We start from the raw sequence: 26181 nt of genomic DNA, 5'->3' as shown, positions 1-26181 counted from the left end.
CAAACAGCCACCCAAACAGATAGCGTCGCTGGCTTGCGGCGGCGGAACGATGGGTGCGCTACTGTCCTGGTGGGTGTTGTTGGAAGTCTTGGGACTGGTGGGACTTCCCCTGGCTGCTCGTCTGTTCGGCGAAGCTCGGGCATACGGTTATGTGTTCTCCAAGATTTTGGCCGTGGCCACGGTGACCTACATTGCGTGGCTGCTCGGCCACGCGGGTCTTGCCTACGGCACCGGCTTGCGCGTCGCTGTCGTGGCGTTCGCGGCACTCAACGTGGTGCTGGCCTGGCGCGACCGTGTCGCGCTCGGTGCGTGGATCCGCAGCGACGGGCTGCGCGAACTGTTGCGGGCTGACGCATGGTGGACCGCAGCATTTTTGTTCTTCGCCTGGCAGCGGGCTCTCCACCCGCACATTGTGGATCAGGAGAAGTACATGGACTTTGCCTTTTTCAACACCCTGATCCGCACCGAGCAAATGCCCCCGGAAGATCCGTGGATGTCAGGGCTGCCGTTCAACTACTACTATTTCGGCTACTTGATGAATGCCAACTTGGCACGCCTGCTCCCGCTGCCCAGCCCCGTGGCGTACAACCTCTGTGTGGCGACCATCGGTGGGCTTGTGTTCGCCCAGCTCGCCGGCATTGGCTGGCAACTCATGCAACGGCACGGCCCGGCGCTGCTGACTGGCGCGTTTGGCGTTTTGCTCGGGAACCTTGATGGCCTCTGGCAAGTGCTGGAAAAGGGCAGCTTCCTCGACATGGATTACTTCCGCTCCACGCGCATTGTGGGCAAAGACGCCACGATTAACGAGTTCCCCTATTTCACCGTGATCCATGGCGATTTGCACCCGCACTTATCGGTCATGCCCCTCACCATTCTTCTGGTCGGATGGCTGTTGTTGCGGCGTCCCTGGAGCGACATCGCCACGCGTGGAATCGCCACCATGGGCGAGCTCGTGCGCGTGACGGTACTCGGCCTCGTGTTCGGCGCCATGGTGGCAACCAGCCCCTGGGAGCTACCCGTGGGGCTGATGGTGACCTTTCTCCTCCTGCAACGCGAGCTCCCGTTGCGGCCGCTTTTATCCTGGCCACGGGTGCGCACGGGTCTCATTACCCTGAGTGTGCTCGTGGTCGGGTATGTTGCCTTCCTGCCCTTTTACTTTCACTTCCAGGCTCCGCAGGGCGGCGTGGGATTCAAAGTTGCCACCACCAAACTCTCGGAGTTCTTGACCGTTTTCGGGGCCCTGCTCGCTCTGCCGGGATGGTATCTTGTGCAACGATTGCGGGAAGAGGCGGCCGTGCAACGGTTTGCCCAGCTCCTAATCGCGACCCTCGCTCTAGGGCTCACCATTGGCGTGCTGAGCGGGAAAGCGGTCCTGGTGCTGACGCTAGCTTTTCTCATCGCGTCGTTGTGGGTTGCTTACCGCAGCGAGGACGAGGACAGCCGTGGCCCCGTACTGCTGGTGTTTGCTGCCAGTGTCGCACTTCTGGCTTGTGAGTTGGTGTACATCAAAGACCCTTACGGTGAACGGCTGTACCGGATGAACACGGTCTTCAAGCTCTACTTACAAGCCTGGTTTCTGCTTGCCATCGGCTCGGCCTGGTGTATGCGCCGCCTCGCAACGGCTGCCCAGCCGGTGGCGAGCCGCATCCCCCTTGCACATGTGGCTACCGTTCTCATCGTCATCGCCACTGCTTGCTACCCATTGGGCGTGACCGCGACCCGACTCAAATACCTTGATCGCGGCCTCACGCTCGATGGCAACTGGTACCTACGACGCGACCACCCCGATGACTTTGCGGCCATCGAGTGGATCCGCAACAACGTGCGCGGTCTACCGGTGATCTTGGAGGCGAGCGGCAATCCTTACTCCTACTACGCGCGCTTCTCTTCCAATACCGGGCTGCCAACGGTGATGGGATGGGCGAACCACGAAGGCCTGTGGCGTAGCCACGAGGCCTCGGTGGAAGCACGGAAGCGGGAGGTCGCAGCGATTTACGCGGCACCCACCCTCGAAGAGGTTGAACCGCTGCTCAATCGTTATCGTGTGCGGTACATCGTTATCGGCGAACTCGAACGGCGCGATTTCAAGGCGGAAAGCTTGGAGAAATTCAACCGACTCCGTGTGGCCTTTTCCCAAGGGCGGACCACCATCTACGAGCGATGACGCTGCCCAGGATCTTGGTGGCCACTTTCCGCTCGCTACCGGCTCCAGGTGAGCCTCGCCTTGCGAGGGACAACGTACCGACGCTTATACCAATAACGACTTCAGCGTTCTACCGCCCACGTCCGCAACGAGTCCAACTGTTTCGCTCCTCCCCTTTACGAATTGGCGCTGAGTTCGACCTGGGCCTGCGGGTGCGCGGGCGCAGGGGCGTCTCCTCGCAGCCCGTGGGCGCTAGCCGAGCGAATTGTGAAAGTGCTAGGCAATCGGGCGTTTTATGTCCGATCGCGGCAGGAAGCAGACGCGGTATGCTCGCGGAAACGGACGGTACGTGAGAACGATGAGCTGTTTTGTTGCCCATTCTCTGATGATGAGCCTCAGGATCGCAAGGGTGCGCGTATGCCCGAGTCGCCGCTTGGTGCTGGCAGACACCAGTGGAGCGCGGGCTCGTGATGTTTGCTCCGCTCACGCCGTAGGTCGGCGGAAGCAGGAGGCGTGGGCATGAGTGGCGAAAGCGCCCCCTGGTGGAAGCGCCCTGCGCTGTGGGCAGCGGCAGCCGTCGTGCTTGCCGCTGCTGTGCGCTTCCCCGCCATCGAGTGGGATCAGCGCCACTTTTTCCATCCAGACGAGCGTGCGGTTGCGTTTGCCATTCAACGCATTTCCTTTACGCAGATCAAGCTCGACCCTGACTGGTTCGCCTACGGCACGTTGCCGATTTATTTGAACCGCGCGCTGGCGGAGATCTTGAGCCTCGTTGACCCGCAGGCAACCAGCTACGACGATATCATCATCAACGGCCGCCGCCTCACCGCTTTTCTGGGCACGCTCACGGTGCTGGTGCTGATTCGGCTGGGCGCGCGGTTGTATGACCCTGCCGTCGGCGCGCTTGCCGGTTTTCTACTGGCGGGCGCTGTGTTGCACGTTCAGAACTCTCGCTTCCTCACCGTGGACGTACCCCTCACCTTCTTCGTGCTGTTGGCGCTCGCGCAGCTCGTCTGGGCCGCGGAAAAAGGAGCGTGGCGATCTTTTCTGCTGGCGGGCGCCGGGATCGGCCTCGCCATGGCAACCAAGTTCAGTGCAACCCCTCTGTTTCTCCCGTTGGCCGTGGTTGGATTGCTGCGCTGGCGCCGCGAAGGGCAGTTGTGGCCGAACGTCGCGAAAGTGTTCGCCGCCACCTTCGTGGCAGGGGCCACGTTCGCCATCGCGCAACCCTACGCACTCCTCAACTTCTCCCGCTACGCGCACGACATTCTCGAGCAGAGCAACATGGTTCGGAATGCCGGATTGTTCCCGTACACCAACCAGTACATGCACACGCCGAAGTACATCTACGAGCTCACCCAGCTCGTTCTGTGGTGTATGGCACCGGCCCTCGGCTTGGCGGCGGTGTGGGCGGCCACAGTCCGGCCGGCTTTTGCCTGGCGTAGTGGCCGAGCCGCCGAGTGGGTGCTGCTCTCGTGGGTGGTGCCGTTTTTCCTCGTGACTGGCTGGTTCGAGGTCAAGTTCCCGCGTTACCTTCTGCCGACCTATCCGGTTCTCTGCCTGTGGGCAGCAGAGTGGTTGCTCCGCCAATATCGGAGTGGGATGCAGTGGCGGCGCCTGCTCTTGCCGCTGGTTTTGGCCGGGAATACGGCAGCGTTGCTCGCGTTCCTCTCCATTTACACGCGCCCGCATACCGTGCGGACGGCGTCGGAGTGGTTTTATCGCAACATTCCGGCAGGAGCGAAGGTGCTGTCCCAGGATTGGGACGAAGGGTTCCCTTTCCCCGTGCCTGGCTTTAGCCCCAACCGCTACCACATCGTCACCTTCAGTTACTACGAACCCGATTCGCCGGCCAAAATCCAGCGTTTGGCACGAGAGCTTGCGAGCAGCGACTACATTGTTTTCCAAACAAAGCGGATTTACGGTGCGGTGACGCGCGCCCCGGAAAAATTCCCCCTGACCACCAACTACTTCTATCAGCTCTTCGCCGGCGATCTGGGCTACACGCTGATTCAAGAATTCGCATCGCGTCCGTCGCTGTTCGGCTGGGGAGCCCCAGACGAACTGGCTGACGAGTCGTTCTCTGTTTACGACCACCCGAAGGTTCTCATCTTCCAAAACACGGGGCGACTCGCCGAGGCTGAGCTCGCCGATCGGATCTTGCACCGCCCGCCCTCACGGCCGCTCACGCGCAATGATCTCTTGCTCGCCAAGCCAAGTGCCGAGGGAGTGATCGCTACCGGCAGCGGAGAGCGCATTCGCTCGAGTGTGCTGGCGCTGATTTTGTTCGCGGCGCTTGTGGAGCTGCTTGGGTTGAGTTTCTACCCCTTAGTGCGGCACTGGTTCGTGCGGCCAGGCACTTTGGGGCTTGCCAAACCGCTCGGCGTGCTGCTGTTCGCTTACGTGGCTTGGCTACTCGCAGGGTGGCACGTGGCGCCATTCTCGCAAGGCACGCTCGGCGTGCTTGTGATCGTGTTTCTGTTCGTTGGCGCCCTCGCGTGGCGAGCGCACGGCCGGGTGCCCATGTCGCGAGGCGAGATTTTGGCCACCGAGGGCTTGTTTTGGGGCGTTTTCGCCTTCTTCCTTATCGTGCGTGCCTACAACCCAGAGATTTACTGGGGCGAGAAGCCGATGGACTTCTCCTTCCTCAACACTCTATACCGCACGACGTACCTGCCACCGCCCGAGCCTTGGTTCGCCGGTTCGGCGCTCCACTACAGTTATTTCGGCTACTTCATCGTTGCCGCCTTGGGGAAAACCCTCGGGATCGAGCCGGCCATTGCATACAACCTTGGAATCGCGCTGGTTGCGGGCCTTACGGCTGCAGCCGTGTTCGCGGCCGGCACCATGGTGGGCGACCGCTGGGGTGTCGGTCTCTTCGCAGCATTTTTAGCAGTGATGGTTGGCAACCTCGCCGGGCCACGCGAACTCTGGGGAGCACATCGCATCATCAACTTCGATTACTTCTGGGCGACTTCTCGGGTCATCCGCGACACCATCAATGAATTTCCCTTTTGGAGCTTTCTCTTCGCCGACTTGCACGCGCACGTGATGGTGATGCCCCTATCGATGACCTTCGTCGCCCTCATGATGCGTTGGGTACGAAGCCGGGTGATGTCGCCGCCAGAACCGCTTCCACGAAGCAATGCTTTGGTGTTGCTCCTACTCCTGGCCGTCACGCTGGGCGCGATTACCACCACGAACACTTGGAGCACGCCCACCTATGTGGCGCTGTTAGCCTTCACTCTCGCTGTGTTGTGGCTCACGGAAAGCGAGCACCAGGGTGTGGGCGGCTTCGCGTTTGGCTTCATCGTGCGCGTCGTTCTCGTTACCGTTGTCGTGCTTGGCCTGGCCTACCTTTTCTTCTGGCCTTATTGGGCCACGTTCGTCGCCCCCGAGCGCAACTTCGGCTGGGAACGGCTGCCGCCCTGGAAGCTGGTACAACCGCGCGACCTCTTCACCATCTTCGGAACCTTTCTCCTTGCCATCGTTCCGTTTTTGTGGCGCCAGTGGGGTGAGCTGTTGCGCTCCGACCAAGGGAGATGGACGGCACCGCGCGTGGCCGCGTGGGCAATCGTGGTACTCCTGCCCGTTGTGGGCTTTTCCATCTCGACGCGGGTTGGCATGAGCGTGCTGTTCCTGCTTGCCCTGCAGTTGCTTCTGAGCCCGACCACAACACGGGAGTGGAGGCTCGCTCTTGCCCTTGCAACCTTCGCCCTTGCGATCCCAGCGGGCACCGACCTTGTGTACCTTTGGGACCGAATGAACACGATCTTCAAGTTTTACTTGGAGGCGTGGTTCCTCTTCTCGCTCAGCGCTGCAACGATGGCGGTGGCGTTATGGACCGGTACCGTTTCGCTCGGCCCATTGCGCCGCGTGTGGCAGGCAGTATTCGTTGCCGCAATTGCAGTAGGAATCTTTACTGCCGTTACCGATGTTATTGGAATCTTGAGGACCAACCGAGTGCCCACTCCGAAGCCTACGTTGGACGGCATGGCATACTTGCGGATCAAAGCGCCCGACGAGTACGCCGCCATCGAATGGCTCAACCGCAATGTGAAGGGGATCCCCTACATCTTGGAAGCGCACGGCGACGCCTATCAAGAGTTCACCCGCGTCGCGATGAACACCGGATTGCCTACCGTACTCGGATGGGCCTACCACGTCTACCAACGCGCCCATTCGTGGAACGAGATCAACCGGCGCAAGGCCGACGTAACCCTGGCATACACGACAGAGGACAAGGCGGAATTGATCCAAATTCTCGACCGGTACAAAGTCAGCCTGGTATATGTCGGCGCCTTGGAGCGGCGGACTTACGCCGGGGGAAACTTAGAGCGGTTCCGTTCTTGGACCGACGTGCTCACACCGGTTTACCAGAACCCTGGGGTAACCATCTTTGCCGTCAATGGCCGCTTTGCCGGGTCCCTCCCGGTGACAACGATCGAAGAAGTTGCTCCGGCGGCGGAAGGCGACGTACCGCGTGCACCTGATGCGCCGGGAATTTTGTCGCAGCCACGCGGTGTCGCGGTGAGTCCCGATGGGAGCATCGTCGTCTGCGATTTCGGAAACAATCGCATGCAAGTGTTTCGGCGGGATCTTTCGTTCGTGCGCGTATTCGGGCGCCGTGGCGAACTGCCCGGGCAGTTCAAAGAACCTTGCGGCGTGGCCATCGGATCGAAGGGCGAAATTTACGTTGCCGACACTTGGAACGGGCGCGTGCAAGTGTTCGACGCCGAAGGCAAGTACCTGCGGGAGTTCGGCGAAGCGTTGTATGGTCCACGCGGCATTGCCGTAGACGCAAAGGGAAGTGTTTTCGTAGCCGACACGGGGAACAACCGCATCGTGCGGTACTCGGCGCGGGGAGACAAAGAGGTCGAGTGGGGTCGTAAAGGGGACGGTCCTGGAGAATTTTGGGAACCCACGGGTATCGTCGTCGATCAAAGCAGCACGGTGCTTGTGGCAGACAACGGCAATGGCCGGCTGCAAATGTTCACTCGGGATGGCAAGTTCCTCGGTAGCTTCCCTGTGCCTGGCTGGGAAAGCAAGGTGTTCTCCGAACCCCACCTAACGCTCGACGCTCGGGGAAACGTTTGTGCCACGGTTCCCGGCGATAAAGAGGTGCGCTGTTATGACCGCAGTGGCAAGCTGCTACGCGCAATCCGCGGCGATGGCTCAGCAGGTGTGGTGTTCGACACTCCCATGGGCATCGCGTTCGACGCTGCAACGAACGAACTGGTGATCTCCGACCTAGAAAATCGCATCGTGCGGATCCGCTATGGAGGCAGGTAACAGCGCGCGACCTTCTGGTGCTCGGCTCGGCTTCTTCCTCACCAGTCTGATTCTCGCCGGAACGGCACAGTACTGTCTTGCCTTCAAGTGGCAAGTTGGACTCGCTGCGCCGCTGTGGCTGGCCGCGCTTGTGCTCTTTGCCGCCTCGCTCTGGTGGGCGCCCGCGGGGCAACGAACACTGCCGCGCCCGGAGGCGGACAGAGGCAACCGCCACGTCGAACTCGCACTCGCGCTGGTGGTGATCGCCTTGGGCATTTTTTTCAAGGTCCACAAGCTCGACGAGTTCCCCCCCGGTCTCAATCACGATGCTGCATGGGAGGGACAGTATGCCCTGGCCATCCTGAACGGCATTCCATACACGCCCTTTATCTCGGCCGCGTGGGGGCGAGAAACTCTCACGTTTTACTTTCGTGCCCCCTTTGTCTGGTGGCTGGGCAACGTTCCTCTGGCGGTCTACTTGCCCTCCGTCATTGCTGGATGCCTGTTCCTACCTTTTCTCTATTGGTGGGTGCGCACGATGTTCGGCGTCCGGGTGGCGTTACTCACCACGGCGCTTCACGGCGTCTCCGGCTGGAGTCTCGTCTTCAGCCGCACTGGCTGGCGCTCCGACTTTCAGCCTTTGTTTACCATCCTGACTTGCTGCTTTTTCTGGCACGGCCTTGAAACCCGCAAGACCTGGCCTTTTGCGCTCGCAGGGATCTTCCTGGCAGCCACCGCGAATACGTACAACGCCGGGCAGGCATTCCCCTTGGTGTTTTTGCTCTGGATTCCTGTTTTCGCTCTGCAGGGTTGGACCCTCCGCGGGTTTCTTCGCCGCTACGGCTGGCAACTCCTGGCCGGGGCGGTGGCATTTGCAGCCGCCATCGCGCCTCTGGCCTGGTACGCGCTGACCAACTGGGAGAAATTTTTCGGTCGCCAAACGTATTTGTTGCAGCAGTACTCTCGGCTGAGCGCGCTCAAGGACACTCTCCTGATCTTTCACTATTGGGCCAATGGAGACGACTTCTTCGTGAACACCCCAGGCCTGGAGTACTTCGCCGCGGTGCTGTTTCCTCTCGGCCTCGTCTGGTGCCTGGTTTCGCTGCGTGACCCGCGCGCTCAGTTCCTAACGGTAGGGTTCATCGTCGGTCTGCTTCCCGGCTTGATGAGCAAGCCCAACATGAACCGGGACATCGGCACCATGCCGTTCGTGTACGGCTTCGCTGGTCTCGGGGCATTTTATGTCGCGGAGGAGCTCGCCCGAATCACCCCGCAATTGTGGCGCCGCGCGGTCGCTGCCTCGGTGGCTGCAGCCCTAGTCGTCGGATCAGCGTGGGCGACGTATACGCAGTACCTCGGTCCTACGAGGCGTCTCGTTTGGGGGTACTATCCAGAGACCACAGTGCTGGGCCAGTACCTCCGAACCTTGATGCCAACCCATCGGGTTTGGGTTACCAGCAGCCGATTCCCTACAGAGACGCTCATCTACCTCACGTACCAAGGGGGCGATCCGTTCACCGCGGCGTTCACCAAGTACGAGGATCCGAGCGAGCTTTTGCGCGTGACGCTGCCGAAACCCGGGCAACGTGGCTTGGCTTTTGTGTTCCCCGACGAGACCCTGGCACTCCTCGTCATGGCTGAGCTGCGCAACCGATACCCCGAACATGAGATCGTCTCGCTGCGTTACCCGCCGAACGACAGCGGCCGCATTTTTGCTCGGGTGTTGCTCGTCCCGGCTTCTAACTCAGCAAAGCCGGCAGAACCCGACACAGCGCCGACTGCGGGTGCTTCGCCCTCGGGGTTCAGAGTGACCGCCGGGCAAGCGGATCTGGCTTCGCTCGCTGAGCCGCGCGGGGTAGCAGTGTTCCACGATGGCACCATTGTGGTGAGCGACTTCGGGCACGACCGCGTGGTATGGTTCGACTCGGCCCTCCATCCGCAGTTTGCCATCGGAGGCACACCTGGTGTGGATCCGGGGCAGTTCCGCCAGCCCTCTGGCCTAGCCATCGGGCCGAAGAACGAGTTGTTCGTTTGCGACACGTGGAACCACCGCATCCAGGTATTCAGCAAAGCCGGCGAATATCTCCGACAATACGTGGCCGATCTCTTCTCTCCGCGCGGGGTCGCGGTCACACGGTCCGGCACGCTGTTCATCGCCGACAGTGGGAACAACCGCGTGGTCGTTTTATCGCCCGATGGGACGATCGTGGATCGATGGGATGGAAGTAACAATGGCGGAACTCCATTGCGCGAACCTGTCGGAATTGTCGTCGACGAAGAGACCAGCACTGTCTACGTCACCGACAACGGCATGGCCGCAATCCGCAGATTTACGCTTTCCGGTGAGGACCGAGGCAGCTTTGCCATCGCGGGCCTCGGTGTCCGGGCGCTTTCGGAGCCCCAAATTGCTTGGGCCACGGGTGGGAACCTCTGGGTTAACGTTCCGCACGCGCACGAGGTGCGCCTCTACAACCCTAGCGGCGACCTTCTCCGCGCCATTTCCGTGAAGCGGGAGGGAAACACGGTTGAGGCGATGCCCATGGGTGTTACGGAAGATCGACAGCGGCGGCGCTTGCTGGTGACCGTCGCAGAGAACGAGCTGCTTGCGCTTCCCTTAAAGAACCCCTGACCGGCGCCACCGACGCCGCTTGTCGGATCAAGCCCGTCTTTGCGGAACAAGGGTGTCGAGCAAGCGGCGCACGAACGCCCCTGGCTCCGGGGCCCGTGCAATCGCGCTGATCATGGCCACGGCATCAGCCCCCGCGTCGAGCACCGCTTGCGCATTGGCCTCAGAGATCCCTCCGATGGCGACAATCGGCAGTTGCACCGCGGCCCGAATTTCTCCCAGCAATGCAAGACCCACGACCGGATCGGGGTTCGCTTTGCTGGAAGTAGAGAATATGGGCCCCACGCCGATATAATCCACCAGCCCTGTGCTTGCTGCTGCGACGGCCTGGGTCAGGTTGTGCGTCGACCAACCAATGATCCGCGGCCGGCCAAACCACGGGCGAACGGCATCGGGGGGGATGTCTTCTTGCCCCAAGTGCACCCCAGCCGCCCCCGCAAGCAAGGCAATGTCCGGGCGGTCATTGATGACCAACTGCGCACCATGCTGAGCACAGGCCGTGGCAATCTCGGTTGCCAGGGCGAGAAACTCGCGGCTGGTCCGCGACTTCGCCCGCAGTTGCAAGAGCGGCACACCAGCTTCGAGCAGGGAGATGGCGAAGCGCAACGGGTCCTGCTGAGAAGCGGCGTCGCAGTCCACAATTGGGTACACAGGGCAAGGAAGACGGAACATGGGACGAACAATCAAGTGCCACTCTCACCGCCAACGCGTCGGGGAGGGATCCGCAACTGCGTCATCTTTTTATGAAGGGTGTTGCGATTGATGCCCAGCAAGGCGGCTGCCCGCAGTTGGTTGCCCCCGGTCCGCTCCAGCGCAAACTCAATCAATGGTCGTTCAACCCGCTCCAGCACGCGCATATAAAGCTCGCGCGGTAGGACGTCGGGGTTGTCCCCGAGCAACGATTCTGCCACCCGGCGCACCGCGGCCTCCAGGGTAAGTTGTTCACCACCATCGGTCACAGCTTGCGGAGCCTCGCCGAGACTCAAGTCATTCGGCATCAGGAGCGGGCCGGGTGCGAGCACGGCGGCGCGCACCAAGGTATTTTCGAGCTCGCGGACGTTGCCCGGCCACGAGTGATCCAGTAACTTGGCCAGAGCCCTATCGGAGATTCCGGCCACCCGCGTACCGAGTTCGCGATTGATCTTCTCGAGGAAGTAGCGCACGAGTTCAGGAATATCGGCTCGCCGTTGCCGCAGCGGGGGAACGTGGATTGGCACCACGGCAAGACGAAAGTACAAGTCCTCCCGGAATTTCCCTTCGCGCACCGCGCGGTCCAAGTTTTGGTTCGTTGCCGCAATCAAGCGAACATCGATTTTGATCACCTCGCGACCGCCGACGCGGGTGAGTTCCCGTTCCTGGACCACACGCAACAACTTGGCCTGCAGCTCCAGTGGCATGTCGCCCACTTCGTCGAGAAACAACGTGCCCTCGTGCGCGACTTCGAACACCCCTGGTCGCTGCTCCGTGGCACCCGTAAACGCGCCCCGTTCGTGACCGAACAGCTCGCTTTCCAACAAGTCGCGTGGGACGGCGGAACAGTTCAATGCCACGAACGGCCTGCTCCACCGCCGCGAGTGAGCGTGAATGGCCCGGGCAATCAATTCCTTGCCGGTGCCGCTCTCCCCTTGGATGAGCACGGTAGCGTCGGTGGGCGCCACGCGCCCAATGGTCTTGAATATTTCCTGCATTGCCGGCGTGCGGCCGACAATTTCCACCCCGAGCTCGAAGCGTTTTCTTTGGTCCCGCTCGAGTCGTTCGAGCTCGGCGGTTTGGCGGCGCATCTCCACCAGACGTTGGAGAAGGATGCGCACCTCCTCCAAGTCGAACGGCTTCGTCACGTAATCGTAAGCCCCGCGCTTCATGGCCTCGATCGCATTCGCCATGGTGTTTTGCGCGGTGATGATGATCACGGAGGTGTTGCTTCCAGCGTCACGCAATTTGGACAACAGGGACAAACCATCGACGCCGGGCATACGAATATCGACGAGCGCAATGTCATACTGGTCGTCAGTGAGTTTGGTGAGAGCCTCGTGGCCGTCAACCGCGACATCCACCTCCCAGCCCAAATCGCCTATCGCCCGCTGCAAGACCCAGCGGATCGACTCTTCATCGTCGGCAACGAGCACACGCGGAACTGGCGCGGTCATGTTCTTCCGTCCACCGGCAAATGCACCGTGACCACCGCTCCCCCGAGTTCACGGTTTCCGAGATGAATGTATCCCCCGAGCGTGGTAACGATGCGCTGGCAGATGGCCAAGCCGAGGCCGGTTCCCTTTGGCTTCGTCGTAAAAAAAGGCTCAAATGCCTGGTCCAACACTTCCTCCGCAAACCCGGGACCGGTGTCAGCAATTTCCACCCGGACAAACTTGCCGGGGCCGCTGCCCTTCACGATATGATAATCGGTCTCCATCCGGGTCACGATCGTCAGGCGCCCGCCACTCTCCATGGCCTCGCAAGCGTTGTGAACCAAATTGAGAAAGAGTTGTGTGAGTTGGTCCGGATCGGACCAAATTTCGGGCAGGCTCGGATCGATCTCCAGAGCGGTTCCGATCCCGCTTCTTTCGAGCTGCGGGCGGCAGAGCCGCAAGACCTCATGCAGAGTGCGGTGCACGTTAACCGGCTCCAGCTTTGGCGTGGCCGGGCTCCCTAAAAGCAGCAGTTGTTCCACCAGGCGCGCCAAACGATCGGTTTCACGGATCATGATGGAAGTGTACTCGCGGATTTCGGGGTCGTTGCCGTAGCGGTCAGCCAGTAACTGTGCCGTTCCCCGGATGCCACCTAATGGGTTCTTCACTTCGTGCGCCAAGCCAGCCACCAAGGCGCCGAGGCGCGCCAAAGTTTCCGTGCGACGCACCGCCTGCTCCAGCTTTCGCTGATACGTGAGGTCATGAAACACGAGTGCCGTACCCTCAATGGCGCCGTGCGGCGACCAGACCGGCGAGCAGCTCACCCGCAGAGGTAGGCTGCGCCCCGCACCGATCTGCAATACAGTCTCCCCGCATGCTTGCCGCTGTGCGGAGGCCAGTGTGCGGCTCACCAAGTCCGCTACCACCGGAGAGGCGGCAAACACATCCCTCACTGGCCGCCGGCAAACTTGCGCCTCGCTCCAGCCCATCAGCTCTTGTGCTGCTGGGTTGAGAAAGACCACAATGCCGTCTCGGTCGGTGAGCACCACGGCCTCGCCAAGGCTCCCTAAGACATTCTCCATCATCGCCGCTAGGTAGCGCTGCTCCACTAGTGTCGAGACGAGCGGAGCGGCACGTCTCCGCTTGTGACGGGCAAACTAACAACCACTTGCTTAAGCAACAACATCCGCGCTTGACTCGCCCAAGCTCTGAGCACGCACCTTTCCACGGCATCCAATTTCGCTGGTTTTCCTTTCCGGCATGCCGTGCTAACGCCGAGTCGCGATGATTCGCGTTGGCCATGGTTACGACTTACACAAGCTCGTTCCCGGGCGAGCCTTGTACCTCGGGGGAGTTGCCCTCGAGTACGATCGCGGCTTGTTAGGGCACTCCGACGGCGACGTTGTTCTGCACGCGCTCTGTGATGCCCTGCTCGGCGCGATGGCCCTCGGAGACATTGGCCAACTTTTCCCCGATACCGACGAGCGCTTTCTCGGTACGCCAAGCTCCGTGCTCGTCAAAGAAGTGGCCCGCCTCGTCCAGCAGGAAGGCTGGGAGGTGTTCAACGTCGACGTCACGATCGTTGCTGAAGCCCCGCGCCTCGCCCCTCACCGCCATGCCATGCGCTCCCGGATCGCAGAGCTCCTCGGAATCCCGATTGAGGCAGTGAGCGTGAAAGCAAAGTCCAACGAAGGCGTCGACGCCATTGGTCGTGGCGAGGCAATCGCAGCCACCGTCGTTGCCGCGCTGCGGGAGCAACCCCAGCAACAGGTTCGCTAGGGCCGAAGTCCCCGCACGAGGGCGCAAGCGCGGCTAATCTTCCTCGGAGCTAACCCCCGACTCTGGCTCTTCTCCCTCAGCGGCTTCGTGCCCCTCGCCGCTCTCGATCTCGTCGATCATTTCCTCGAACTCGTCACCGCCGAACTCATCGCCCATTTCTTTGCCGACGCTCCGCATCCAACGAGCGAAACTCTTTGGGTCATTCTCATCGAGATCTCCAAAGCGGCTGGGGTCGGCCAAGGCTTCCATGCGCGCTTCGTCCGATTTCGGCATGGCAAAGCGGGACATTAACCGTTGTGCCTCCGTAGCCCCGCAGTGTTCGCAGCGCACTTCGTAGGATTCGCCGATGCGCAAGGTAAGGATGGAAAAGCGCTTGCGGCACTTACGACAACGGAACTCGTAAATCGGCATCGCTCGCACTCCTCGTGGTACGCACGCGCAGCGTTTCTAGCCCTTAGGTTCGAGCCGACGCAAGCACGGCAACATGCTGGAATTTGCTTGCCATGCACCCGCACTCCACGTAAACGTGACCCTGCACGGGAGGACAAACATGAGGGCCATCAGTGAGCTTGGATTGGGCAGACTCGGTCGGGCGTTCGTCTTCTCTCTCCTCGCCGCCGCGATGCTTTTTCCATCGGCCGCCAGGGCGCAAGGCGTTACCGATCTCGCGATCCGCGCGACGGCCACTTCCTTCCAGGTAGGCATGCCAGGGCGCTACGTGATCACGGTGGTCAACAACGGTGCGGCCGCCACGGAGGGGGAAATCGCGGTCATCGCACAGCTCCCTGCGGGGCTCGCGCTCCTCAGCAGTGCCGGGAGCTGGCAATGCGGAGCCAGCGAAAGTGGCGCCGTGTGCGCAACCAGTGCTTCAATTCGCGCCGGTCAAAGCAGCACGTTTAGCTTCACCGTCTCCGTTGCACGCGAAGCCGTTCCCCGTGCTTCCACGATCCTCAGCATCCGTTATGGGCCAGATCTGCGGCCAACAAACAACGTGGTCGTTAAGACCACCAGTGTGCGCCCGTCGCGCCGACCGATCCCGACGTTCACCCCCTCTCCGACATTCCCGCCGAACCGGCCAACGTGGACGCCAACTCGCACCCTGAGCCCGACGACTTCACCGACACCTTCGATCACCCGCTCCCCGACACCGACGGCAACGCCCATTCCGAACTCGACCAATCTCGCTTTGAGCGCGGCCGTAGCCGGCCGGTTCATCGTAGGAAGCAACGGAACCTATATTCTCACCGTTAGTAACCTCGGGCCGCAGGTGACGAACATTCCACTGGTCGTGACGGATGCACTCCCCCAAGGCCTGTCGTTTGTAAGCGCAACCGGCACAGGATGGAGCTGCCAAGCGAGCGGCAGTACCGTGCAGTGCACGTACAGCGATTCGCTGCCGGTGGGAGGAATCACAGCGATTACGCTAACGGTTGGCGTGGGCAGCGATGCCTATCCTACGGTGACGAATGTCGCAACATTGAGTTATCCGGCGGATCCGGACACGAGCAACAATTTCGCGCGGCGGCCCACGTCTGTGCGAAGATGACGGAACGGGAAACAGACGAGGTTTTGTCGCGAGGCGTTCAGGCAGAACGATGGAAATGATGGAACGAGGCTTCTCTGCAGCGGTGTTGCGCCTGTCGAGGCAGGCACGATGAGCGTTTACCGCTTATTTGGCAACGAGTTGTCGCCTTACTCCGTCAAGGTTCGCTCGTATTTGCGATTCAAGGGGCTCGCTCACGAGTGGATCGTGCGGAACGCGGCCACCGAAGAAGAGTTCTCGCGTCATGCCCGCCTCCCACTCATCCCGCTTTTGCTCACGCCCGCGGGTGAAGCACTTCAGGACTCCACACCAATCCTCGAAACTTTGGAAGAGCGCTTCCCGGAGCCGTCGATCATTCCCCACGATCCGCTGCTGGCTTTCCTGTCGGCACTACTCGAAGAATATGCAGACGAGTGGCTGAACAAGCCGATGTTCCACTATCGCTGGTACTACGATGAAGACGCAGCCTCAGCGGCTGCCCGGTTGGCGGCAAGCCTTATGCCTGAGGCTGACGCGGCAGTGGCGGCAGCAATGATTCGACGGCGCATGGTGGACCGTTTACGCTTCGTCGGGTCCTCAGCGGAAACCAAGGACGTCATCGAAGATTCCTTAGTTCGCCTTCTGCAATTTCTCGAGCGCCACCTCGAAACGCGCAGTTACGTCTTCGGCGAGCGGCCTGCCCTGGCAGACTTTGGGCTCTTCGGACAACTGTTCCAGTGCTTGTCAGATCCAACCCCGGGCCGACTCTTGCGCGAACAGGCCCCGCACGTGGTTCGATGGGTCGAGCGAATGGAACACCCCACTGTAAATGGACCGTTCGAGCCGTGGGCGAGCCTAGCGCCAAGCCTCGAACCTATTTTACGCGAGGAAGTCGGTGCAGTGTTCGTACCGTGGACCCTGGCTAACGAAGACGCACTGCAAGCGGGGAAGGATCAGCTCGAAGTTCAGATTCGCGGAAAAACGTTCCGCCAAACCCCGCAAAAGTACCACGCGAAATCGCTAGCCATGCTGCGACAGAAGTTTCGCCAACAATCCTCCCAGCAGCCAGCGCTCACCAAAGTTCTCGCCTCAACCGGCTGCGCTGTCGCGTTCCCGGTGTGAGCAACTGTTTTTCTAATTTTGGTCAGGCGAAGTGAAGCGATTCATCCCACTGGTGTTCTGTTCTTGACGCGGCGTTGAGGATGGTCAGCAGCTTGCGCACCCAGGCAACGAGGGCCACTTCCTTGGGTTTGCCGGCAACAAGCAGGCGCTCGTAGAAGCGGCGAATGACGAGCGGTGGTACCGGGATCGCGGGCTCATGACGTTCGCCGGGCCACACACAGGGGGCGCCGCGGGTGCGGCGCCGCCCACAAGTGCATGGAAATAGAAAATTGTAGGGGCAGGCCTTGTGCCTGCCCGTGGGGGGTGGGGGATCGGCCGTGGAGCAGGCAGTCGCGGCGTGGTCGTCGCCGACGAGGGCAGCCACAGGGGGCTGCGCCTACGTTGGCGTTGGTGGCGCGCGCCAAGACGCCACGCGCGGGGCACCAGCCGTAATACCATCCGCCAATGCACGGTTTCCGCTTCCCCATTCGGCATTCGCCAAGGTCCACCACTCGCCCCTCGCCAACTGCGCCCCGCTCACCCGCGGCTAACCCCGCACCCCCTCCCCCTGCTGGGGGTAAGGGCGTCTGGATATCGCGGCGCGAGTAAATGTGCCGCAAGCGTGCACAGGCTACCAACAGAGTTACCCTCTCCCCCGCGAGCGGGATAGGGAAACAGGGTAAGGCCGGCCTTGCCCCACAACCTTCGCCGCCCAAAAATGCCGGGAGGGCCCTCTTTCCTAGGGCCCTCCCGGAGAGTGAACTGAGTTCGAGACGGGGTTCTTGAACGTTTTGGCTGTGTGAACAGCCCGTCGAGCTAGACCGTTACTTTTTCTTCTTGCTGGTGCTCGTCGTCTTCTTTTTCGCTGGTGCTTTCTTTTTCGCTTTGCTGGACTTTGTTGCTGCCATACCGACCTCCTTGTGACCAATTGGGGAGTGTCTTCACTCTGAGAACATCCCCGCCTCGAACTCTACCTCTCCTCCCCTCCACAACCTCCGCTTACGACGCCTTTTACGGCAAGTTCCCCTTCGAAGTCAATAGGAGAATGCGATTTTGGAAATTTTTTTTTAAAACCGAATGCCCCGAAAAAATCGCGAGTTGGCGCGAACTAAAATCGTGTTCCGCCCGCTTCTTTCAATGGTCTAGGCAGCCGTTTTATCGAGAACTGTTGCCATCGGAGGCCGCCCCGGCGGATCCGAATTCGCAGTCGGATCATCCTCACCGCGTGCGCTTAAAGGCGCGGTTTCCCGGGAATATCGCTCGCCTCCCGAGTTGTTCTTCGATGCGGAGCAACTGATTGTACTTTGCTGTGCGCTCGCCGCGGCAGGGGCTGCCGGTCTTGATCTGGCCAGCCCCCACCGCCACCGCGAGGTCGGCAATCGTAGCGTCTTCCGTTTCCCCTGACCGGTGCGAAATAATCGTTTTGTAACCGGATCGGTGAGCAGCCTCGATCGTATCGAGGGTTTCCGTAAGAGTACCGATTTGATTTGGTTTGACGAGGATGGCATTTGCGACTCCCATCTCCACGCCGCGCCGCAGGCGTTCCGGATGGGTGACGAACAAATCGTCCCCAACGAGTTGGATTTTGTTTCCTAATTCGTGCGTCAGCATGCGCCAGCCATTCCAATCGTCCTCCGCCAACCCGTCCTCAATCGAAACAATCGGGTAGCGGCGCACCCACTCGGCATACAGTTCGACCAACTCCGCGGCGGACCGGCGACTGCCGTCGGACTTGTGAAACACGTACTCGACCTCCCGTTCATCGTAGAACGAGGAGGCGGCGGCATCGAGCGCCAGCAGCACGTGTTTTCCGGGCTGATACCCGGCCCGCTCGATGGCTTGCAAAATGCACTCGATGGCCTGCTCGTTCGATGCCAAAGCCGGGGCAAAGCCGCCTTCGTCGCCAACAGCGGTGGAGTATCCCTGCTCGTGGAGCACTTCTTTAAGGGCGTGGAACACCTCCACGCCGATGCGCAGGGCCTCGTGATAGGAACGGCTGCCGACCGGCACGATCATGAATTCTTGGATGTCCACAGAGTTGTTCGCGTGGGCTCCTCCGTTCAGGATGTTCATGAGCGGTACGGGCAGCATCTGCGCTTTACGGCCGCCCAGGTAACGGAACAGCGGCTCGCCGGCGGCTGCCGCTGCGGCCTTTGCCACGGCAAGGGAGACAGCCAAAACCGCATTGGCTCCCAGCTTGCGTTTGTTGGGCGTGCCATCGAGAGCGCACAACAAGGCGTCGATGGCCCGTTGGTCGCGCGCGTCTTTCCCGCGCAGGCGGGGTGCAATTTTCACATTCACGTTTTGCACCGCCCGTTGCACTCCTTTTCCGTGATAACGGCGCGTGCGATCCCGCAGTTCCACCGCTTCGTGCGTTCCTGTCGATGCCCCCGAGGGCACCGCTGCCCGGCCGAAGGCTCCGTTGTCAAGATGCACATCTACCTCCACGGTGGGGTTGCCCCGCGAGTCTAAGACCTCCCTCGCCCAAATTTTGCGAATCTTCATCCCTTCCTCCTCAGTTGTCTTTGCGTCGCGCGATAGAATACGCTGTATTCAAGGCGCCCAGCGAAGGCGAGTTCTCGTGCGTGTATCGCTTCGAAAGACACAACACAAAATTTTTCTGCTCTTAGCAATCGTGGTCATTGCAGCGCTTGCTGCCCATGCCATATGGGGTCCGTATGGTCTGTTGCACCTCCGTTACCTCGAGGGACAGCAAGCGCAACTCGAAAAGCAACTCTTTCGCCTGCATCAAGAAAACGAGGAACTTCGCGCCCACCTCGAGCGGTTGGAAAGCGACGATCTGTATTTAGAGCAGGTTGTGCGCGAGCGGTTGGGGTTCGTTGGCCCAAACGAAATCCTTTTGGAATTCGCCACCCCAACACCCACTGCCACTCCCTGATCCGACGGCCAGTTCTCTGCTTGAACGCCTTCCAGTGCCTCTTTACCATGCGCTCGTATGAGCAGTCTCGAGCGATTGCGGCGTATACGCGACGAGCTTCTGCAACTGTTCGTCGAGCGCCAGGCAGTCATCGACGGAGCTCTGACCTGCTTGCTCGCACGGCAGCACCTGCTCTTGGTTGGCCCTCCGGGCACGGCCAAATCCATGCTTGCAGACGAAGTATGCTCGCGCCTCGAAGGGGCACGTTACTTCCAGTGGCTGCTGACCCGGTTTTCTACTCCGGAGGAGATTTTCGGGGCCGTATCTCTGAGTGGCTTGGAGCAAGACGAATACCGGCGTGTGACCACGGGCAAGCTCCCGGAGGCGCACATTGCCTTTCTGGACGAAGTCTTCAAAGCCAACTCCTCCATTCTCAATGCCTTGCTGGCAATCATGAACGAGCGGCGTTTTCACAATGGGCGGGAAGTCGCCAACGTGCCGCTCGTTACGCTCTTCGGAGCGACCAACGAACTCCCGGACGACGACGAGTTGCAAGCCCTGTACGATCGTTTCCTCGTGCGCTTCACCGTCAGTTACATCCAAGATGACTTTCATTTCCTCCGTATGCTGGAGGGACGCTCTCCGGTACAGCGTACAACCCTCGCCCTTGCAGAGCTCGTCGAGCTGCAACGGTCCGTTGCAGACGTACAGGTGCCTTCGTCAATTTTCCGCTCGCTAGCCGATTTGCGCCGCGAGCTATTGCGCAAACAAGTCGTGGCCTCGGACCGCCGCTACCGCCAAGCCGTGTCGGTATTACAAGCGCACGCTCTCTTACGCGGCGCGACGACCGTCGGTGAAGAGGATCTCTTCTTCCTCGAACACGTGCTCTGGCGAGCGCCGAGCGAGCAAGCCGAGGTGCGGGCGACCATTCGCGAGCTCTTGCGCGGTTACGAGGACGAGGCTCGTGCTTTGCTTTTCCAAGGAAGAGAGATCGAGGAGTATGCCCACCGCCAGTGGGACAATCACGAGCTCCGCAGTCGGGCCGTCGTCGAAGCGCACACCAAGCTTCGCCAATTGCTACGCAAAGTGGGCGCCATCGTGGACGCCGCCCGCGCCGCGGGCAGGCCGACGGATACCGTGGAGGCGGTGCAGCGCGAGATCGAGGAAATCCAAAAGCGGATGCTGGAAACCCTGTAGCCCGTTCTGATGAAGAAAAAGCTCGACAGAGACTGGCTCGCACAACCGTTGCCGACCGAGGTCCACCGGCCCTGGGGCGAGCTCGTGCCACACTGGGTCGAAACCGACACGTACGACGCTGCGGCGTTCGCGGCGATCGTTCGGGACTCGCCCTCCCTACAGAAGCTTGCGGAAAGTGGGCAAAAGCTCGTGCCTCATTTCGGCACGTTTTTGTTCGATATTTATGGTCTGCTCTACAAAGCCAACATTGTGCTGCGCGGACCGGACCAAGTGCTGCCAAGCGCCGGGTTGTACCGCGTGATTCTCGAAGCGATCTTACGCTCCCCCGGGCTGCCTGTGCTGCGCGAGCGAACCGTGCTCGATGAGTACCAGAGCGGTCTGGCCACACTGCTCCTCGGAGAAAAAATCTTGTCTCTGCTCCGCAGCGAGCGGTTGGTCTCTCGCGCCCACATGCTGGACTACTGGAGTCTCGAACATCAGGAACGCGAACTGGTGGAACTCGGAGAAAATCGGTCCTCGGCTGCGCAACTGGCCACGCAGGTCAGCGAGGCAAGACAAGCCCCGCTGGCACAGCTCTCGAACAACATCGACAAACAGGCCCGCCTGGTCCAACGGAGCCATATGCTCAAGGCTCGCGACGTCGAGCGGACGGTGCGCGAAACCGTGGAGCGGCAGTTCACGCACCTCAGCACGACCGTGGCGCGCGTTGCAATGGCAACGAGCGAACTCGAGGAGCAAGGGCAAGATTGGCAAGAGCAGTGGGGAGGGCAGCTCGGACAATCCGTCGGGTTGCAAATCGAACTCGGCAAACGCCTGGCGGACAACCCACGGCTACGCAAGCTTGCTCGCCTGCTCGGCCGTATGCGGGCTGTGGCCTCGGCGCTACGGCAGAAGACTTTTGAACGAGCCAATCAAGAGGTGCACGCCATCAACCAGGGCAGCAACTTAAGCCGCCTCCTCCCGAGCGAGCTCTCGGCGTTGCGCAATCCTTGGCGCCGGCGTGACTTTGGCCGCCGCCTGTTGGAGGGGACCCTACTTCAGTACGACTTGCGAGGCCCTGAGCAAACCGGCCGGGGCCCCATGGTTGTCTGCCTGGACGTTAGCTCCTCGATGTCTGGCGACAAGGAGATTTGGGCGAAGGCTATCGCCCTGACGTTGCTCGATATCGCCCAGCGCCAAAAGCGCTTGTTCCGCGTGATTTGCTTCTCGAGTCGAGAAACGCCTTTGCTCGAACTCGACCTGAATCCTTGCGAGCGTTACGCGGCTGACCCGCACCGCGTTCTCGACTTCGCGGCCTATTTTCCTGGAGGTGGAACAGATTTCCAAAAGCCGCTCGACGCAGCAGTGAAATGCTTGCAATCAGGAACGTATCGTAAAGGCGATCTCATCTTCATTACCGACGGCGAGTGCCAATTCGAACCGGGATGGCTGGCCACGTTCCGCGAGCACAAACAACGGCTTACTTTCCGCCTGTTCGCCGTGCTCATTGACGTTGGCTCCGCGAGCCTCGCCGCGCTGCAGCAAGTGAGCGACCGTGTGACCTCCGTGCGACAACTCACCGCTGAAGCCGGAGCACAACTTTTTCTCGAACTCTAGCGAGCTCCGCTCTCCTGCGGGGCCATTCCCGGCAATTCGGGGAGGTCCCGCAACTCGGCGAGCAGCTGGTCCAACCGTTTGCTGGTCGATCGCATATACTCGTACAAATGCTTGTGCAGCAGCGCGAAGGTGACTGCATCGCGAAACGCGCGGGGGCGGCGGAATGCCGTTTCCAGCAACAAAGAGAGGGTCATCCATGCCCGGGCCGGTGACGCACGCAACACGCAGTACCACAGCACGCGAAAGAAGATCTTTAAATCCTGCGCCGATGTGACCAAGCGCGCGTGAGCGAGGTGCCCCCGGTTCAGGATAAAATCCATCACTCGCTTGCGGTAGGCGCGATAACTGTACAACCGCTTGAGCAGCCGCTTGTAGCCCACATACAGCTCCGCCAGTGACATCCCGGCTGGAATAATGTTCGTGAACACGAACTGATCCCCCACCGACTCCGCAATCAACCGCCCCGCGCGTTTCAATCGTTCGTACAGCGGTGTCTTCGGCACCGCATTGAGCATACCCGTCATCGACACCGGGATGCGCGCTTGCTGGATGAACTCGAACTGCTCGTCGAAGATCGTGGGGTCATCGTGATCGAAGCCTACAATCATCCCGGCCATCACTTCGATCCCCGCCCGTTGGATGCGGTGAACTGCGTCGAGTAAGTTTTCGCGGAGATTCTGGGTCTTGTGGGTTTCCTGCAAGCTTTCGCGGCGTGGCGACTCGATCCCGATGAAGATCGTGGTGAAGTTGGCGGCGCGCATGAGTTCGAGCAGCTCGTCATCTTGAGCGACGTTGAGAGTGACCTCGGTCATCATCTCGATCGGGTAACCGTGAGCTCGCTGCCACTCGGCCAACGCTCTGAGAAGCTCTTTGGCCTCTTTTTTATTTCCGATGAAGTTGTCGTCGACCACGAAGATGTTGCGCACACCGAGCCGGTGGATCTCTTGCACCTCGGCCATGACTTGCTGCACAGTTTTCGTGCGCGGCCGGCGGCCATACATCACGATGATGTCGCAAAACTCGCAGTTAAACGGACACCCGCGGGCAAACTGGATGGTCATCGTGCGGTAGCGATCGACTTTGAGCAAATCGAAGCGCGGCAGGGGCGACTCGTGCATGCTCGGTTTTTCGATCTGCCGGTACTCCTTCTTCCAAGTTCCCCGCTCGAAATCTTTCAGGAACTGCGGCCAGGTGTATTCCGCCTCATCGATAAAAAGGACGTCCACCTTGTCTCGAAGCTCCTCCGGACACAGCGAGGCAAACGGACCGCCGGCCACAACAAACTTCCCTCGTTTGCGAAATTCCTCGGCCAGCTCGAAGATGCGCTGTTTGTGGATCACGTACCCGGTGAGGCCAACAATGTCGGCATCCGTATCAAAGTCGACTTCCTCCACGTTCTCATCGCACAGCACCACCTCATGCTCTCGCGGGGTAATCCCTGCCACTGTCGGCAGCGACAGGTTCGGGAACACGCACTTCTTACCTAAGCTGGGCAAAATGCGGTCAAACGTCCAAAACGATTCCGGGTTCTTCGGTGCGATCAAGTAAATTTTCATCCTTCGCCTCCAGATGCGAAGCACACTTCTACCACGCTCGACACCACCCGCGCTAGAACGCTTCTCTCGTCGGAAATGTTTCTCCCGAGAGGGACAGCCCAGGGAAACACGCGTTTGCTTTTCTGCAACGCAACCTTGAGGACTTTGCGTTTGCGGACGGAGGTCCTCCCTGCCCCTCTATGCGAGGCGAAGGGCCATGCAGCCGTTGTCGCAGCCGCCCAAGTTCCTGGCCGCTCAAACGCTCGAGTCAGAGCTCAGTCGACAATTCCGGCGTTTTGCCGTTGTGCCCAGGCTTGCAGTTCTTTGATCCGCATGTAGCCACCCCTTCCTTCCACCACGCCTTCTCGCCGGGCATCGTGAATGCAGGCCACCGGGCACAGCGGCAGGCAAAACCCGCAGTCAATGCACTCTTCCACGCGGATCGCAAAGCGCCCGAGGAAGTCCCCCTCCACCGGGTAAATGGCATCCACCTTGCCCGGACAGGCATGTTCGCAAGCGCCGCAGCCTATGCATGTCTCATCGATGTAGAAGTGACCGTGCCGCGGCATCACCGAGTCCCAACATTCGCCGCGAAATGCGTATGAATGGCGGCAGAAAGGTTGAAGAATTCCTGCAGAGTCTGCGCGTAGCGGAAGTACAAGTCGCGGCGCAGCGGATCCGTGGAAGTCACCCGCATCGGGGTGCCCATATGGGTCAGGTGGTTGAGGGTCTGATCGAGGTCTGGCCGGCCGTGGTTGCGAGCGATGCTTTCCAGCATCCGTTGCCATGTCGCCAAGTCACCCTCGACGCGGAAATCGGCGCGATAGTGGTCGCTCACGCTGGGGATCCGCACATCGGTTACATCAAATTCTTCGAACGTGACCTGCACGGCAAAAGGTGAGGGTCGCCCGTCGGTCACGCAAAACTCCGCCACACAGTCCGCGTATCCCAGGTGTTCGAAGCGGCTGCGATGCACGCGAGCCAGTCGCGCAAGCTCTTGAAACCACGAAAGCGAAGGGAACACCGCTTCGGCAACCGTTTCCATGCTACCTGCAGGAGTGGCGAGCGAGCCGATCATGCTGCCAACCTCCACGGGGCCTCCGCCGGCAGGATACAGCGGGACCGGCGATCGAACCCAGCACGGGCGCAACGCTGCAAGTACTCATCGATGAACATCGACCAAACCCGCATCATTCCATCCATGCCGGCATCGATCTTGTTCAGTCCTCCGCCGAGGAGAATGGCGATCGGCTCAACCAACGTTGGCTCTGTGAACGCCGACAAAATCACTTGTTCACCAACGTCGGCGAACCGGTGAAGCGTCTCCAACGCTTGGTCACGATCCGGCTGATGATCCAACCACCACTGAAATTCGAGGACGCCGTAGGAAACGTGCCGCGCCTCGTCCTGCAAACAACGGCGAAAGATCTCCTTGTCGACGTGCGTCTTGGCGATCATTTCTCCCGAGCGAAATACGGAAAGCACCAGCCCTTCCGCCAACAGGTTCAACAAGAACGTGCCCATCGTGTGGGTAGGCGCATCGAGGATCGCCTTGAGCGCCCACTCGGCTCCTGGGGAGGCGTGCAACAATCCGCCGCCGGCCAGGGCCCGCTTGCGGAATACTTCCTGATGGCGCGCTTCGTCCATGATTTGGGTCGAAAGGAAACTCTTGACCTCGAGGTAGTCTTGCGGGATCCGAAACATCCACTTGGAGGGGAAATCGCCGGCCACGAATTCTACCTCTGTTAAGGCAGTACAAAGCTGGCAGGTGGCTTTCTCGAGATCTTCCGGTAAGGGGGTCAGTTCATCCCAGGGGATGTCGCGTGTTGCATTCCACTGTCGAGCCTTTGCTTCTTCGTACAGCGAAAGCACGTTTTCCGCCCACACTTCGTCCCGCTCGAGCACCGTGTAATCCTCGACCTCAGGCATCTCATCGCGGTAGCGGTCGCGCACCGAACCGCGGGGGGCAAAATTCAGCCAGGTGGCCACTTCCGGAAGCTCGCCATAGCCAGGCACCCGGTTAACGTCGGCGTACGTGAGCCCGCGCGAGGATGGTTTCGCCCGGCGGCCCCAGTGGGCCTCGCTCGTGTCCATCCAATGCAATGAGAACTGCCCACGCGCCAGGCGTTCAGCGTTGCGTTGCAAAATTTCCATCCAGCGCGTGTAGCGTTGTTGAAAGGTCGCTTCGTACTCTGCGAGAGCTTCCTCCTGCGGGCGCCGCCCTCCCAAGGTAGCCACCACCCGAGCGCCGCTCGGTTCCGCCAGTCTGTCCTCCGCCTTGCTTTGCATCGTGCACCTCCTGCGGCCACTAATGATAAAATTGTCACTACGCCCCACGGGTAACGAAGTCAAGAGCCTAAAAAGAGCGGTTCCAAAGCCTCCGCAGTTTGACCGACTCCAGCCCCTG

17 protein-coding genes and 2 pseudogenes are annotated in these 26181 nt (G+C 60.5%); 9 read left to right on the top strand and 10 right to left on the bottom strand.

Annotation, left to right across the window (positions count from 1 at the left end):
• Positions 1 to 49 precede the first annotated feature (49 nt).
• The 3 genes from N3C12_06500 to N3C12_06490 all read left to right on the top strand — a co-directional run bounded on the left by N3C12_06500 (position 50) and on the right by N3C12_06490 (position 10043).
• Positions 50 to 2164 carry a DUF2298 domain-containing protein gene (locus tag N3C12_06500; GenBank protein MCX8072083.1) on the top strand — a complete coding sequence of 705 codons (2115 nt, stop codon included), beginning with the start codon at positions 50 to 52 and terminating at the stop codon, positions 2162 to 2164.
• Between the two features lie 498 nt (positions 2165 to 2662).
• Positions 2663 to 7435: a DUF2298 domain-containing protein gene (locus N3C12_06495; protein MCX8072082.1), complete on the top strand. Its 4773-nt coding sequence runs from the start codon at positions 2663 to 2665 to the stop codon at positions 7433 to 7435.
• Positions 7422 to 10043 carry a hypothetical protein gene (locus N3C12_06490; protein ID MCX8072081.1) on the top strand — a complete coding sequence of 874 codons (2622 nt, stop codon included), beginning with the start codon at positions 7422 to 7424 and terminating at the stop codon, positions 10041 to 10043. The genes N3C12_06495 and N3C12_06490 overlap by 14 nt, the downstream gene beginning before the upstream one ends.
• Before the next feature lie 27 nt (positions 10044 to 10070).
• On the opposite strand, the gene thiE is transcribed toward N3C12_06490, so the two are convergent.
• Genes thiE through N3C12_06475 form a run of 3 tightly spaced genes read right to left on the bottom strand, consistent with a single transcriptional unit; the run spans position 10071 to position 13251 of the window.
• Positions 10071 to 10727 carry a thiamine phosphate synthase gene (gene thiE / locus N3C12_06485; GenBank protein MCX8072080.1) on the bottom strand — a complete coding sequence of 219 codons (657 nt, stop codon included), beginning with the start codon at positions 10725 to 10727 and terminating at the stop codon, positions 10071 to 10073.
• A complete protein-coding gene (locus N3C12_06480; GenBank protein ID MCX8072079.1) occupies positions 10724 to 12187 on the bottom strand; it encodes a sigma-54 dependent transcriptional regulator in 1464 nt (487 codons plus the stop codon). The genes thiE and N3C12_06480 overlap by 4 nt, the downstream gene beginning before the upstream one ends.
• Entirely contained in the window at positions 12184 to 13251 is a 1068-nt protein-coding gene (locus tag N3C12_06475) for an ATP-binding protein (protein ID MCX8072078.1), read from the bottom strand. The genes N3C12_06480 and N3C12_06475 overlap by 4 nt, the downstream gene beginning before the upstream one ends.
• Before the next feature lie 199 nt (positions 13252 to 13450).
• Here N3C12_06475 and ispF point away from each other — a divergent pair, with 199 nt between their 5' ends.
• Complete coding sequence (gene ispF / locus N3C12_06470; protein ID MCX8072077.1) at positions 13451 to 13945, top strand: 2-C-methyl-D-erythritol 2,4-cyclodiphosphate synthase; 495 nt, start codon at positions 13451 to 13453, stop codon at positions 13943 to 13945.
• 33 nt (positions 13946 to 13978) lie between these two features.
• On the opposite strand, the gene N3C12_06465 is transcribed toward ispF, so the two are convergent.
• Positions 13979 to 14356 (bottom strand): zinc ribbon domain-containing protein, encoded by a 378-nt coding sequence (locus tag N3C12_06465; GenBank protein MCX8072076.1) that lies wholly within the window; start codon positions 14354 to 14356, stop codon positions 13979 to 13981.
• 139 nt (positions 14357 to 14495) lie between these two features.
• Between N3C12_06465 and N3C12_06460 the strand changes: the two genes are divergently transcribed.
• Together N3C12_06460 and N3C12_06455 are read left to right on the top strand one after the other, a co-directional pair.
• A complete protein-coding gene (locus N3C12_06460) occupies positions 14496 to 15491 on the top strand; it encodes a hypothetical protein (GenBank protein MCX8072075.1) in 996 nt (331 codons plus the stop codon).
• A 108-nt stretch (positions 15492 to 15599) separates the two neighbouring features.
• Positions 15600 to 16589 (top strand): glutathione S-transferase family protein, encoded by a 990-nt coding sequence (locus N3C12_06455; GenBank protein MCX8072074.1) that lies wholly within the window; start codon positions 15600 to 15602, stop codon positions 16587 to 16589.
• 22 nt (positions 16590 to 16611) lie between these two features.
• On the opposite strand, the pseudogene N3C12_06450 reads toward N3C12_06455, so the two are convergent.
• Positions 16612 to 16758, bottom strand: a pseudogene (locus N3C12_06450) (IS110 family transposase).
• A gap of 1028 nt (positions 16759 to 17786) precedes the next feature.
• Entirely contained in the window at positions 17787 to 19073 is a 1287-nt protein-coding gene (eno, locus tag N3C12_06445) for a phosphopyruvate hydratase (GenBank protein ID MCX8072073.1), read from the bottom strand.
• A gap of 76 nt (positions 19074 to 19149) precedes the next feature.
• Between eno and N3C12_06440 the strand changes: the two genes are divergently transcribed.
• Genes N3C12_06440 through N3C12_06430 form a run of 3 tightly spaced genes read left to right on the top strand, consistent with a single transcriptional unit; the run spans position 19150 to position 22239 of the window.
• Positions 19150 to 19467, top strand: a complete 318-nt coding sequence (locus N3C12_06440; GenBank protein MCX8072072.1) for a septum formation initiator family protein — start codon at positions 19150 to 19152, stop codon at positions 19465 to 19467.
• A gap of 57 nt (positions 19468 to 19524) precedes the next feature.
• On the top strand, positions 19525 to 20643 hold the full coding sequence (locus N3C12_06435) for an AAA family ATPase (GenBank protein ID MCX8072071.1): 1119 nt from the start codon (positions 19525 to 19527) through the stop codon (positions 20641 to 20643).
• A 9-nt stretch (positions 20644 to 20652) separates the two neighbouring features.
• Positions 20653 to 22239, top strand: coding sequence for a VWA domain-containing protein (locus N3C12_06430; GenBank protein MCX8072070.1), 1587 nt, complete (start codon positions 20653 to 20655; stop codon positions 22237 to 22239).
• Here the strand turns inward: N3C12_06430 and N3C12_06425 are convergent.
• From N3C12_06425 to N3C12_06410, 4 genes and pseudogenes are all read right to left on the bottom strand, one after another.
• The gene (locus tag N3C12_06425) at positions 22236 to 23795 is read right to left on the bottom strand and encodes a B12-binding domain-containing radical SAM protein (GenBank protein ID MCX8072069.1); all 1560 of its coding nucleotides are present in this window, start codon (positions 23793 to 23795) and stop codon (positions 22236 to 22238) included. The two genes, N3C12_06430 and N3C12_06425, sit on opposite strands and share 4 nt — an antisense overlap.
• A 371-nt stretch (positions 23796 to 24166) precedes the next feature.
• A pseudogene (locus tag N3C12_06420) lies at positions 24167 to 24343 on the bottom strand (4Fe-4S dicluster domain-containing protein).
• On the bottom strand, positions 24343 to 24852 hold the full coding sequence (locus N3C12_06415) for a hypothetical protein (GenBank protein MCX8072068.1): 510 nt from the start codon (positions 24850 to 24852) through the stop codon (positions 24343 to 24345). Before N3C12_06415 ends, N3C12_06420 begins: the two are co-directional and overlap by 1 nt.
• A complete protein-coding gene (locus N3C12_06410; GenBank protein MCX8072067.1) occupies positions 24849 to 26063 on the bottom strand; it encodes a ferritin-like domain-containing protein in 1215 nt (404 codons plus the stop codon). The genes N3C12_06415 and N3C12_06410 overlap by 4 nt, the downstream gene beginning before the upstream one ends.
• Between the last annotated feature and the right edge of the window lie 118 nt (positions 26064 to 26181).

It is taken from the genome of Candidatus Binatia bacterium, from assembly GCA_026415395.1.
Lineage (GTDB): Bacteria > Desulfobacterota > Binatia > HRBIN30 > HRBIN30 > HRBIN30.
The sequence above is the reverse complement of the archived record's forward strand: the minus strand, read 5'-3'. Positions and strand labels throughout refer to the sequence as shown.